This is a genomic window from Saccharicrinis aurantiacus, from assembly GCF_001660705.2.
GTDB classification, from domain to species: Bacteria; Bacteroidota; Bacteroidia; order Bacteroidales; family Marinilabiliaceae; genus Saccharicrinis; species Saccharicrinis aurantiacus.
In genome coordinates, this window is sequence record NZ_LYBV02000013.1 from 69,520 (window position 1) to 83,345 (window position 13,826).

Genomic DNA, 13,826 nt, shown 5'->3' on the forward strand with positions numbered 1-13,826 from the left:
AATTAAACTATATGAAACAAAAAATCCCGTATACTTGGGGTATACGGGATTCCTATTTTATTTAGATAAACTATCTTTTTCTTTTATAAGTAGGTCGTTTATTTTTTCCTGTCATCTCATCAAAATTAAATGCTAGTGAGAATCTGATTGTATTTGCCAACGGATTATTAGCAACCAGTGGAATTATATACGAAGCATCAATAGTAAACATGTTAAATTTAAGCCCAGCACCAGCGGTTGCATATTTGTTATTTCCTCTTGTTTCATCTTGATGAGAATAACCGGCTCTAAGTGCAAATTGATTATCGTACCAATATTCAGCACCTAAAGAAAACATGAAGTCTTCAAGGGTCATATCGCCAAAAGATTTAAAGAAAGAAGCAGGTACAGAAATATCTTGGTTTTCTTCACCTTTTGCAATCATTAGCTTATTAATATCCATTGTAAAGCCAATTTTGTTATATCGGTCAATTTCGGTAGAGTAAGCTCCACCCAAGCGCATGTTAGCAGGTAAAAACTGTTCGTCTGTACCACCATTGTATGATATTTTGGAACCTAGATTTGAGAAGTTTAGTCCGGCAGATATATCTCCTTTTCGTCCTCCCCATTTTACGCGTTGTAGATAATAGAAGTTAAGGTCAGCAGCAAAGGCATTGCCTGCAGATGCGCCAGCTGTTCCACTACCATTCAATAAGTCTGATCGAATATACCTAAAGGCAATAGATGCTGAAAAGTTATCTGATAATAATCGAGAATAGGCAGCATCAAGCGCAAATTCATTTGGATTACCAGTTGTTGTAGGTTCTCCATTATCATCGGTAAAAGTAATATGTCCCATCGAAAAATATCTTAAGGATGCACTTACCGTTGACATCTTATCTACTCTTTTAAAGAAAGTAAGATAGTATAGGTTGATATCATTAACCAAGTTTCTTAACCAAGGAGTAAATGAAACAGAAACCCCCATGTCTTGCTCTAAAAAGGCATACTTAGATGAGTTCCAATGTTGAGAGCTAAGGTCTGCCGATGTGGCAACACCTGCATCACCCATTGCTCCAGCTCTTGATTCTGGAGAAATATTTAAGAATGGGGTAGCGGTTGGAACCAGTATTCCTTCTTCAACTTCGTTTTGCGCAAAAGAAGCAATTGTAGAAAGAACAAAAATACTTACAATAGCAACTAGTTTAAAGGTTGATTTTTGCATAAATTATTTGTTTGTAAAATATAATAGTCTACAAAGTAAACGCAAAAAAATGATTTTTATTATTGAGTGATCATTATTTTTCCAGAAAGATTACCAACTCTTCCTGTTTCTGACTTCACTCTTAATTGATAAATATATACTCCTGCACTTAAAGGTTTACCATTTGAATAGTTGGCCTTCCAATGAATAGGCGGAATTGTATTGCCTAAAGAAACTACATTTTTGCGTTGTTTACTTAATAGCTCTCCACTTAAAGTGTGAATATTAACTTCAACACTTAGGCTTAAGTTAGGTTCGTCATGTTCAAAGCTAAAATATGCATCAGCTCCGCTTACAATAGGGTTGGGATATACCTTATGATTATTAAAATCGATTTTTATATTTTTACCTACCTTGAATGAAATAGTTTTTTCATTTGAATTATTAAAGCTATCCCATGCTTTAACGGTTAGTGTGTATTCCCCAATCTCCATTTGTGGTAGATTACATTCTATAGATCCTTCTTGGTAACTATCTATTTTCCCAACATAATAGTTGTTTAATACTGTAGGAATTGGGCTTATTTCATTGATGACATAGGTGATATCATGACCAATTCCTGTTCCTGTAGTATTAATACCACTCTTATCAAACAGATCAACTATAAGCAAAGGGGCAGGTGTGGTTTCATCTCCTGATTTAAAGCTGCGTTTATTTAGAAATACATTAATGTCAGGTCCTTCGTTGTCATCAATAGGATTCTCATTCATGCCCCCAATAATGATATCATTAAATGCGCCATAAGCTTCATGATCTCCACTACTGGCATAGTAACTAATTTTGCCATAGTCATAATTGTATTTAATATCTTTTGGAATAATAAACTCTGACTGAAATTGTCCTTGGTTTACAGAAGAGCGTCCTTTGTAAATTGTGCTTTTTTGTATTTCAAAAGAGAAAATAGTATCAGAATTTTGCCCTAGGCAATTAACAAATTGTTTTTTATCATAGATAGTTAGATTTAATTCTCCATCAAAATTGTTAATAACTGTATTCTCGGAGGATTTGTTTGTTGTGATGCTGCCTTCCAATTTGTTTAATGATAAAGCTTTTAGTGTGTCTGTTTTAACAGTATCAGAAATTAGTATATCATTAATTTTAGTCGATTTAACATTAAAGTCTGGATAAATTAATTCAAGAGCAGGGTCACCTAATAGAGTAAAGTTAAGTTTGTAAACTCCTGCACTACAATCATTCTTTGTGCGTCTAATTATCTCGCCAAAACGGAGCTTTTTATTGTTTTCATCTTTCTCCAAAACATTGTTGTAAAAATTTAAGCTTATCGTTTTGTTACTTCCTGTGTAGGCAATTCGGGTGGTTGTGAATAATGCAATCCCTCCACCAACTGGGCTTAGAAAAACCATTTCCCCTGCAGAAGTTTCTAGTTTGTTATCAAAACGGCTAAATTCACAAGTTGCGGTAACAAATAACGGAAGGCTATTAATATTTGTCCAGCTACTTATACTTTCTTTAGTAACTACTCGTTCTTCAGCTAGCCCATTAGTACCACCGTGACCCGTATAATTAAATATTAAAGTTCCTTGTTGAATACAATTGTTGATTTCTTCTTCAACTTCAGGGTACCTATTTCCACTTGACGTAGATACTCTTGGATAAGCATCAAAATATATTTTATTTACATTTATTTCAGGGTGCTTATTAGATAATGTTTCATTGATGAAATCTGCGTCGCTCATGTGTGTATTTTCATCACCATCATCAGCAACAAAAGAAACCTGAGTTTTCCATGGGGATAACTTTTGCGAGGTAATATATTTTTCAGAGCGGTCAACGGCATTAGTTGCCTCCTCAATAGTATTTACGGGGAAACGACCTATTCCGATATCAAGTTTATTGTTTTGAATATTTTCTCCTTCATTAGGGTCTAAGAAGCCAAAAAAGTCATCAGAAACAAAAGAATTACTTTGGTGCAATGATTCATCAGATTGGTAGGTTATAATTTTGTTTGTATTGTCTGTTGTTGATCTATTATCATAAGATCCATCACCAAATAGGAGTAAGTATTTTGGTAATAAATCAGTATTGTCCCCAGCTTTTTCATATAGGCTTTTTACAAAGTCTCTGATAGCACTTACGTCAGGTTGACCACTTGAAAATTCGTTGTAAATTTTCTCTGGAGTAACCACTAAGGTTGTTAGATTATTATGCTCTTGATGTATTGATGCTAATCGTTCTGCTTGATCTATGAAATCTTCGTGGGTTACTATTATGTAGTCAACGGGAGTTGAGTTGTGAAGATTTTGATTTTCAACATTTTCAACAAATGTTACGCTAGGATAACTTTGTGATGGATTAAATGAAATAAATTCTTTTATGGAGTTTGCATTGTAGTTGAAAGATGCATTAGACCCATTTAATGTATGGTTAACTAGTTTACAATTGCTTGGATCAGTAATATCCCAAATCTTGAAATCAGCATTGATATTTCCAAGGGTATAGTTTGCAATCTGATTGTTGCTTACAATATCAATATTTCTAAAAATCATTTGACTTCCTGATTGAATTAGTTTTCTTTTTGCATTAACTCCAATATAATCTAAATAACCAATTGAAGAACTTGTACCATTGTATTGTAATGTAATGGTGAAGTTATTATCACCAGGAGAAAAAGATACTTCACTGTTTTTTAGTTGGGCAAAATACCATTCGGTTTTATTGGGTATAATTTCAGGAATGCTAACCGTAGTTAATAGATTTGAATTATGATTAATAGTGAAGGTTGATGTAGTTTCTGACCTTGCAGCTAGTTGTGTATATACAATTACATCTTCATTTGTAATTAAATTGTCGAAGGAAAATGTATAATCATATGAAAGTGTGCTGTATGTAGAAAAACGCTCACCGAACCATATTCTACCAGACTTAATAAGGTTTTGCTCGTTTGTTTCAAAGAATTTATAATCATTAAAATAATCTACATTTACAGTTGCGGAACCTCCTTGTTCATCAGAGTTTGTAACGGATTTTATAGTTGAGTTTTTATCTGTAAGGAAGTAAATAGCATCCTCTGTGAAGTCGTGAATTTCATGTTCAATGATTTTTTTAGTATCGTTATAATTCCAATATTTAGTTCCTTCTGCATAGAAATAAATGGCATTGTTATGATGCCATATCGCATTTTCTGCTAAATCCTCATGTCTGAAATCACTATTAAGCTTTGCCAGCATTCGTCCACCATTTCCATAAACACTAACTTTATCTGGGTTTGAAAACCCCATATTTTTAAGCTCAGTGTATGATATTTTATGAATGCCACTATCTTTAATTTTAACCTTTACCCATTTGCCATCCTTTAGTACAGAATTGTTCGTAAATGTTGAGACGTTAGATGCTCCTTTTAAATTTGCGTCACTTAGGGTATCGAAGTTTATGTTTAAAGTGTATTGATGTAGCTTTTTAAAGGTTGGTTCGTTAGGATTTCTTCTAACTGGAATTATTGATATATCTAAATTATTAATGTTTCGTGATGTGCTGACCTTGTAAGAAATTGCAATGCTATCTTTTTCAACAATATCCTTAATAGCAAGGTGTTCTTCAGGAGTTGGCCATTTATAGGATGCATCGGAAATCGAAATTTTTAGAGTCGATAAATCAATATTCGCCGGAATATTAATTGTTTCTATAATAATAGGTAAGCCAATTTCATTGGTATATCCATTGTTAGAAAAGCTCAGAACTTCCTTTTCTTCTCCAAGAATTGTCATTAGACTAGTTTCGTGCCAATCAATTTTTTTCTTTAAAAGAATCTTTTCCTCTGCGCTAACAGAAATAGTTAGAATAAATAAAAGGTTAAATAATAGTATCTTTTTATATATCTCGATAATCATCTTTCTCTCTTTGTGTTAATTGTAACCCCGTTTCTAATAAACGAAATTGGTTAGTTTTGGTTTGGATAAAAATAAATTCGCTACAAAAATACGAATTCAATAACTTAAACGTTATTCTATTGGAATTTATTATGCAGTATGTTGTAAAATGATAGCATTGAGGTGTGAATCAGAGTTGTTGAAAAAAAAATCCATTTTAATGATTCAGATTATAACCTTTTTTTATTTTTGCAGTATAATGCAAGAGTGGGATTTAATATTTTAATTAAGTCTCTTGGTTCGTAATCGAAGAATTAAAATAAAGTATTAATATATTACTATGAGATTAAGAAGTATTTTATCGTATGCTACAATTGTGCTAAGCATTGCAGTTTTTACCTCATGTAGTAAAGGTGGTTCGGGTAATGTATCATCAGTTACAGGTTGGGATTATAATACCCCTGAAAATGGAGGTTTTGAACATATTGCTGGTTATGAACAAGAATTAGGACCAGGTCTGAAGTTTGTTGAAGGTGGTACTTTCATTATGGGGCGTGTTGAACAGGATGTTATGTACGATTGGGATAATGTACCGCGTAGAGTTACTGTACCTTCATTTTATATGGATGAAAGTGAAGTTCGTAATGTTGATTATCGTGAATATTTATATTGGACAAATCGCGTTTTTGTTGATTACCCTGAGGTTTATAAAAAGGCATTGCCTGATACTCTAGTATGGAGAAGGTCTTTAGCTTATAACGAACCGATGGTTGAAAATTACCTTCGTCATACTGCATATAGCGAGTATCCTGTTGTTGGAGTTAATTGGCTTCAAGCGAGTGATTTTTGTGCTTGGCGTACAGATAGGGTTAATGAGAAAATTCTTGTTGATATGGGAGTTCTTGAAATGGATGTAAATCAACAAGGGGATAATAACTTTAATACAGATGCTTATTTATTAGGCCAATACGATGGTATTGCAGGTAAAAACCCAATTGAGGATTTAGACCCTAACAAGGATAGTCGTAGAGTTAGATGGGAAGACGGAACATTGTTGCCTCGTTACCGACTACCAACTGAAGCTGAGTGGGAGTATGCTGCATTAGGTTTAATTGGTAATTCTCAGGAAGAAAGAGTAACAAATCGTAGGATTTATCCTTGGGATGGTCATATTACAAGAAATGCCAGTAAGCAGGAGCGTGGTAAAATGATGGCTAACTTTGTTAGAAGTCGAGGTGACTACATGGGTGTAGCTGGCGATTTAAATGATGGCGGTGATAAAACAGTAAGTGTATTATCTTATTACCCAAATGACTATGGCTTGTATTGTATGGCAGGTAATGTGAATGAATGGGTAGCTGATGTATATCGTCCTTTATCATTTGAAGATGTTGATGAATTTAGTCCATATAGGGGTAATGAGTTTAAAACTAAAGTTCTTGACGAAGAAGGTTATGTTGTTGAAAAAGATAGCTTAGGTCGTATTCGTTATAGAATGGAAACGGATAAAGATATTTTGGATAGAAAAAATTATCGTACTGCTGATAATAGAAATTACCAAGATGGTGATGGTCAAACTAATATTGCTACTGGAGATTGGTTAGATAGTGAAGAATCTACCTCAGATATGTATGGAGCGCATACAGGTCAATTAGGCTCTTTAGTGTCAGATAGAACTAGAGTGTATAAAGGTGGATCATGGAGAGATAGAGCATATTGGTTGAGTCCAGGTACTCGTCGTTATCTTGATGAAAGAGAAGCTAGAGATGATTTAGGTTTCCGTTGTGCGATGACCCGTGTAGGTAGTCCAACTGGCAATCGAAAAAAGAAATAAATAAATTTTTTGAAATAAATATATGAGGTTGGTTCTTAATTGGATCAACCTTTTTTTATTTTTGTATGTATGAAAAGTATTGCAGAGTTACATCAGTTGTTTTTAAAGTCAAGTGGGGCATGTACAGATACCCGTAATATTATTGAAGGGAGTATGTTCTTTGCTTTGAAGGGTGCTAATTTTGATGGGAATCAATTTGCCGAACAAGCTATTGCAGATGGAGCAAAGTGTGCCATTGTGGATGATGAAAAAGCATGGGGTGATGATTCTGTTATAGTGGTGGATGATGTTCTTAAAACTCTTCAAAACTTAGCTAATTATCACAGAACGTATCTTAATATTCCTATCATAGGGATTACTGGAACAAATGGTAAAACATCAACTAAGGAGCTTGTTAATGCAGTACTATGTAAAGGTTTAAATGTTTGCGCCACAAAAGGAAATTTAAATAATCATATTGGAGTTCCTTTAACCTTGCTATCTATGGATGAGAAGATAGAAGTTGGTGTTGTGGAAATGGGTGCTAATCATGTTGGTGAAATTGCAGAGCTCTGCGCAATTGCTCAACCAAATTGTGGCATAATAACTAATGTTGGAAAGGCACATATTGAAGGTTTCGGCTCATTTGAAGGCGTAAAGAAAGCAAAGTCTGAATTATATAGATTTATTGAAAGTGTTAATGGAACCCTCTTTGTTAATGGTGAGAATCAACATTTGAAAAGTATGCTTGATGTTGGAGCAACAATAATCTCTTATGGTAGTGTAGGGGTTGATAATGTATCGTGTAAGGAAATCAGTAATCATCCTCTTCTTTCATTTATCGCAAAAGTTGGAGAAAAGGACATGAGATTATCAACTCATTTAATTGGTGCTTATAATATCGAGAATGTATTGGCTGCAATTTCCATTGGTATGTATTTTAATATAGATGTATCAGATATTAAAGCTGCAATAGAGTTGTATGTGCCTTCAAATAACAGGTCGCAGTTAATAAAAACGGCGACTAATCAGATATTGCTTGATGCCTATAATGCAAATCCAAGTAGCATGGCTTTGGCGTTAGCGAACTTTATTAAGCTAGATCATCAGAATAAGGTATTGGTTATTGGTGAAATGAAAGAACTTGGTGAATCGAGTATTGAGGAGCATCAAAATATAATTGATACAATTATTAAGGAAGATTTTTCGCAAGTTTTTCTTCTTGGAACAAGTTTTAGCCAGGTATCATGTAGTGATGGTTCTTTTGCAGTATTCTCTACAACATTAGATCTAATCAATTATTTAAAAGATCATCCGATTAAAGATTCATTTGTATTTATAAAAGGGTCGAGGAGTAATAAACTCGAAGATGTAGTAAAATATCTTTAGTATTATATCTTATGTCTGAGGTCTGAGTATTTTCTGATCCCTCTAAAAAAGAATTGAAATACAATAGAGTGTTGGTATATTTCTGGATGTTTATTTTGAGTTGTATATTTAAGGTTTTTGCGCCTTTTTTTGTAGAATAAAGGTAAGTGTTTATAAAAACTAAGATGAGCTTTTAATACGGACCAAAAGTTTTTAATTTCTAGAGATGCTAAGAACTTCATGGCTGCGATACCATCTATAATCATTCTTTCAATTAGCTTAAATAGCCATTTGTTTCGGGGTAGGTTTTTTGTTAACAGAAATAAGTTGTTTCTGAAATTTAAGTATACTTTTCTTGGGTCGCTATAATCTAGAGTGGCACCTCCGAGGTGATACACTTCACTTTCTGCTATATATTTAACTTTCCAGCCTCTGTTCTTTAAGCGCCAACATAGGTCAATTTCCTCCATATGAGCAAAAAAGTCTTCATCTAAACCACCAACTTCATGAAATATGTTTGCTCTAGTCATTAGTGCGGCTCCACTAGCCCAAAATATGTTTTTTGAAGTGTTATATTGGCCGGTGTCTTCTTCTATTTTATTAAATATACGGCCTTCACAAAATGGGAATCCATATTTGTCAATGTGTCCTCCTGCCGCACCTGCGTATTCAAAATATTTTGGTTCTTTATAGCTTTTAATTTTAGGAACGCATACAGCAATATTATCATGCGTTTCCATTTCGAGAACAAGCGGTTCAAGCCAGTTATTTGCCGGAGCAACATCAGAGTTGAGTAATATGTAATATTTGGACTCTATTTGTTTTAAGGCTCTATTATATCCGCCCGTAAAGCCATAGTTTTTATCAAGCTTTATGATTTCAATCTCTGGGTGCTTGTTTTCTAAATAGCTAACAGAATTATCGGTAGATGCATTGTCGGCTACATAAATTTTAAAATTAACTGAATGTGAGTTTTTCACTACTGTGGGTATAAACTCCTTTAGTAGTTTTTCTCCATTCCAGTTGAGTATAACGATTGCTACTTTTGTCATATAGGTTTGTTATTTTTTGTGTTTCCACCTATCATGACTCCATAGCCAGTATTCAGGTTTCTGTTTAATTATGTTTTCGAGGTGTTGAGTGTGTATTTTGGTTATCTCAAATTCCTCACATTCCTTAGGGCGTTCTACTAATAGCTCAAAAGTAGCTTCGTAATAGCCCCTTTTTACTTTGTCCACTCTTAAAAAAGCAACGGGACTATTAGTTTTAACTGCCATTTTCTCAGCTCCGAGTAATACCGGAACTTCTTGGTTGAAAAAAGTACTGTAATACTGAATTTTATTTTTTGCAGGAGATTGATCTGCAATCATACCAATAATAAAGTGTTGTTTGGCTCGTCTTAATTTTAACATGTCTCTGAAGCATGTTTTCATCGGGAAATTTAGTGTGCCCCATTTAGAGCGTATGTTAAGTAAGAATTTATCATAGGGTTTATTCCTGAGTGGATGATAAACCTGCGTTCCTAATGCTTTTATATGGCCATTTACGAAAGGTACCCATTCCCAGTTTCCATAATGACCAAGTATAATAATTACATCTTTGCCTTCATCATAAAATTTGTCAAGCAATTCTGTATTGTGAAATTTCATACGTTTTGCCATCTCGTTATTTGATATGGCATGTACTTTAAAAGTCTCAAAGAATAAGTCGCATAAATGTTTGTAAAACCTTTTGGCTATTTCTGATATTTCTTTTTCTGATTTCTCAGGAAAGGCATTTCTTAGATTTCTGAAAATTACCTCTTTTCTATAGCCTATAAGTCTAACTAAGAGGTAAAATATATCTGATAAAAAATATATTGCCCAAAATGGGAGGTGACCTATTAGTTTAATTAAAAGTATTCCTATGTGTACTATAAAAGTTTTCAATTTACTAATTCATTAGTTGGTTAATCGTTGTTCTAAATTCCTCAAAAATTAAATTGTTAGAGGAAATAATCTCTTTCCCATAAATGTAGTTATTACCTCCTCTAAAGTCGCAGTTTTTACCTCCTGCCTGCTGCAAAATGAAGGCTCCGGCAGCTACGTCATATGGTTTTAGTCCGTATTCATAAAAACCCTCAAACCTTCCGCATGCCACATATACTAAATCTGTTGCAGCTGAGCCAAGTCTTCTTAATCCATGAGAGTTCTTCATGAAATAATCAAGAGATTTCATGAAGCCTTCCATTTTGGCAAAATCCGAATATGGGAAACCTGTGGCTAAAAGGCTGTCTTTTACTCTTTGTGTGTTCGATACCTGGATTTGTTCGTCATTAAGAAATGCAGAACTATTTTTCCATGCATAAAAACATTCATCTAAGCCTATTTCATAAACAATACCTAAAACAATTTCGTCATTTTCTTCAAGAGCAACACTTATTGCATGTGGGTATAATCCATGGATAAAATTAGTTGTTCCGTCAATAGGGTCTATTATCCAGTTATGTGTATCTCCAATAGCTTCAGAAGTTCCTTCTTCTGCTATAAAACCAGCTTCGGGCAAAAGTTTGCTAAGGCCATCAACAAGGAGTCTTTCAGATCCTTTATCAACATGGGTAACAAAATCGTTACTGCCTTTGGTCTCAATTTGCTTTTGTTTTTTACCTTCTTCTTTAATATAGGCACCTGTTGATTTAATCAGGTCAATTGCTTGTTGGCAAAGAGTTTTATAATCCATAGTTTTAAACTTGAAGCTCAAAGCTAGAATAATCAATTAAAACTTCCGCATCATAAATCATATCTTCTGCATTAAACTTATTGAGTTTTACAGATGTGATTTGATTTGTGAGTTTTTCGTTATATGGTATTCGAACTTTTAAGTAGTTTTGTGTGAAGCCATTCATGAAACCATTGTTTTCGCTGCCCTCAAATAAAACTTGTTCTTCCTGACCTTCGAATTGTTGGTAAAAGAAACGTGTTTTTTTATCCGATAGTTCGTGTAAAATTTGGCTTCTTTTTTTGCGTTCTTCAATAGGTACAATATGTTCTATTGTTAGTGCTTTTGTATTAGGCCTTTCGGAATACGTAAATACATGTAATTGCGATATCTCTAATGACTTTATGAATTCAAGGGCTTCATTAAAGTGTGTGTCGGTTTCTCCTCTAACACCTACAATTACATCTACACCTATAAAGGCATTTGGTAACAATGATTTTATTTTTTCTACTCTTTTGGCAAATAATTCCCTATTGTATTTGCGCTTCATTAGAGCTAACACCTTATTTGAACCCGATTGTAATGGAATGTGGAAATGAGGCATTATTTTGTTAGACTTTGCAACAAATTCAATAATATCATCACTAAGTAGGTTGGGTTCAATACTGGAAATTCTGAAACGTTGAATTTCTTCAACTTTATCTAATTCTTTAACTAGGTCAAAGAAGGTTTCATTAGTACTCTTTCCAAAATCACCAATGTTTACTCCAGTTAAAATGATTTCTTTGGCACCTTCTTTCGCTGCTTTTTTCGCTAAATCAACAGTTGTTTTTATGTTTGCATTTCTGCTTTTTCCTCTTGCTAAAGGAATTGTGCAGTATGAGCAGAAGTAATCACATCCATCTTGAACTTTTAAGAAGGTTCGTGTTCGATCGCCCATAGAATAGCTTGGAAAAAACTCTTTATTTGTAGAAATTTTACCGGCGTGAATTTCTCCTGATGCTTTCTTTTGTAGATCGCCAAGATAATCCGCCATCTTAAACTTTTCATTTGAGCCTAGTACAAGATCTACGCCGGGCATTTCAGAAATGGCTTGGGGTTTTAATTGAGCAAAGCATCCTGTAACAACAATAAAGGCGTTAGGATTTATTTTGATGGCTTTGTTAATAGCTTGTCTGCACTTTTTGTCAGCAATTTCAGTAACAGAACATGTGTTCAGAACATATACATCCGCAAAGTCGGTAAATTTCACCTTGCTAAAGCCCTCTTCCATTAATCCTCTGGCTATGGTTGAGGTTTCACTAAAGTTTAATTTACAACCTAAAGTGTGAAAAGCTACTTTCTTCTCTAAAAACTGTGTTTTATCAATCATCTCTAATCTACAATTAAATGCAACTCCATCTGGGTAATGTAGTTGTATCTTTTTTATTTTCAGTTAAATTCTGAAAAATAAGGGCACAAAGATAATAATTGAAAATGAGATTGTGTGTGTTTTTGCGAAAAAGAAAAAAACCGACTCTTTGGTGAGCCGGTTTTGTGATGAGACTAGTTGTTTTATAATAAGTCGGAAGCTAATTCTGCTAAGAAACTTCTTTCTCCTTTTATTAAGTTTACATGTGCAAATACATCTTGACCTTTCATCTTTTCAGTTAAATAGGCAAGTCCATTTGATGTTTTATCTAGATATGGAGAATCGATTTGTTCAATATCACCAGTAAAGATCATTTTTGTTCCTGCGCCCGCTCTCGTTATAATTGTTTTTACTTCGTGAGGTGTGAGGTTTTGAGCTTCATCAACAATGAAATACACATCAGAAAGGCTACGTCCTCTAATGTATGCTAATGGTGTAATAGTTAATTGTTCATCTCGTTGCATTTCATCAATCAGAACATTTTCCCGGCTTTTAGTTCCATGGCTATTTTTAATTACACTTAGATTATCAAAAAGAGGTTGCATGTATGGGCCAATTTTGTCATTAACATCGCCAGGTAGAAATCCTAAATCTCTATTAGCTAATGGTACAATTGGGCGCGCCAATAGAATGTGTTTAAAATTTTTATGTTGATGGAGTGCTGCTGCTAATGCCAAAAGAGTTTTCCCGGTTCCTGCTTTTCCAGTTAAAGAAACGAGTTTGACATTGGGGTTTGTTAGGGCATGTAACGAGAAAGTTTGTTCAGCATTTCTCGGCTCAATGCCAAAGCAGCTGTGTTTTTCAACTCGTTTAATTATACTGTTTTGAGAGTCGTACCAAGCTAAAACGCTTTGTGTGCCATTTTTAAGAACAAAATACTGATTAGCAGGCATGTCTTTAATTGGAAAATCCTCTTCAGGAATGCCTTCTGAGTTGTATAGGTTCGAAATAATTTCTGTGTCAAAGTCTTCATGAATCTGAACCCCTTTTTCTAGGAGGTCAATGTTTTTTACTTTGTCAGTTTCATAATCTTCACTTAATAGGCCAAGAGATTTGGCTTTCATTCTTAAGTTAATATCTTTTGAAACTAAGGTTACAACTCTTCCGTTAAATTCCTCTTTTATGTGCAGGGCTATAGCTAAGATTCTATGATCAGCATTTTTTTCAAAAAAGGAATTCTGCATCGCCTCGGTAAAAGGTTTTCCGGTGGCTACAAAAAGCTTACCCTGCTTTGCTCCAAGTGAAATACCTTCCATAAAGAGTTTTTCTCCTGAAATTTTATTTAAATCTCTAACAAACTCTCTTGCTTGATAATTAATTTGATCATTTCCTTTTTTGAACTTATCCAGCTCTTCTAAAACAACAATTGGCAGAACTACATCATTATTCTCAAAGTTGTATATACATTTGTGGTCGTGTAAAATCACATTTGTGTCAAGTACAAATATTTTCCGGTTTTTAGGCATA

Annotated in this window: 9 protein-coding genes; 2 read left to right on the forward strand and 7 right to left on the reverse strand. The window is 34.0% G+C overall.

What is annotated here, in order from left to right; all coding sequences use genetic code 11:
- Positions 1 to 70: 70 nt before the first annotated feature.
- Complete coding sequence (porV, locus tag A8B35_RS05300) at positions 71 to 1,204, reverse strand: type IX secretion system outer membrane channel protein PorV (protein WP_075602342.1); 1,134 nt, start codon at positions 1,202 to 1,204, stop codon at positions 71 to 73.
- A gap of 59 nt (positions 1,205 to 1,263) precedes the next feature.
- Positions 1,264 to 5,091, reverse strand: a complete 3,828-nt coding sequence (gene porU / locus A8B35_RS05305) for a type IX secretion system sortase PorU (RefSeq protein ID WP_075602343.1) — start codon at positions 5,089 to 5,091, stop codon at positions 1,264 to 1,266.
- 319 nt (positions 5,092 to 5,410) lie between these two features.
- Between porU and A8B35_RS05310 the strand changes: the two genes are divergently transcribed.
- Together A8B35_RS05310 and A8B35_RS05315 are read left to right on the forward strand one after the other, a co-directional pair.
- Positions 5,411 to 6,904, forward strand: coding sequence for an SUMF1/EgtB/PvdO family nonheme iron enzyme (locus A8B35_RS05310; protein ID WP_075602344.1), 1,494 nt, complete (start codon positions 5,411 to 5,413; stop codon positions 6,902 to 6,904).
- Positions 6,905 to 6,973: 69 nt separating this feature from the next.
- The gene (locus A8B35_RS05315; protein WP_075602345.1) at positions 6,974 to 8,272 is read left to right on the forward strand and encodes a UDP-N-acetylmuramoyl-tripeptide--D-alanyl-D-alanine ligase; all 1,299 of its coding nucleotides are present in this window, start codon (positions 6,974 to 6,976) and stop codon (positions 8,270 to 8,272) included.
- Positions 8,273 to 8,274: 2 nt separating this feature from the next.
- Here the strand turns inward: A8B35_RS05315 and A8B35_RS05320 are convergent, their stop codons facing one another.
- The 5 genes from A8B35_RS05320 to A8B35_RS05340 form a co-directional block, all read right to left on the reverse strand.
- On the reverse strand, positions 8,275 to 9,303 hold the full coding sequence (locus A8B35_RS05320) for a glycosyltransferase family 2 protein (RefSeq protein ID WP_075602346.1): 1,029 nt from the start codon (positions 9,301 to 9,303) through the stop codon (positions 8,275 to 8,277).
- Between the two features lie 9 nt (positions 9,304 to 9,312).
- Positions 9,313 to 10,179: a lysophospholipid acyltransferase family protein gene (locus tag A8B35_RS05325; RefSeq protein WP_171973160.1), complete on the reverse strand. Its 867-nt coding sequence runs from the start codon at positions 10,177 to 10,179 to the stop codon at positions 9,313 to 9,315.
- 4 nt (positions 10,180 to 10,183) lie between these two features.
- Positions 10,184 to 10,969: an inositol monophosphatase family protein gene (locus A8B35_RS05330; RefSeq protein ID WP_075602348.1), complete on the reverse strand. Its 786-nt coding sequence runs from the start codon at positions 10,967 to 10,969 to the stop codon at positions 10,184 to 10,186.
- Positions 10,970 to 10,973: 4 nt separating this feature from the next.
- The gene (gene mtaB / locus A8B35_RS05335) at positions 10,974 to 12,320 is read right to left on the reverse strand and encodes a tRNA (N(6)-L-threonylcarbamoyladenosine(37)-C(2))-methylthiotransferase MtaB (RefSeq protein ID WP_075602349.1); all 1,347 of its coding nucleotides are present in this window, start codon (positions 12,318 to 12,320) and stop codon (positions 10,974 to 10,976) included.
- A 182-nt stretch (positions 12,321 to 12,502) separates the two neighbouring features.
- Positions 12,503 to 13,825, reverse strand: a complete 1,323-nt coding sequence (locus A8B35_RS05340; protein ID WP_075602350.1) for a PhoH family protein — start codon at positions 13,823 to 13,825, stop codon at positions 12,503 to 12,505.
- Position 13,826 lies beyond the last annotated feature (1 nt).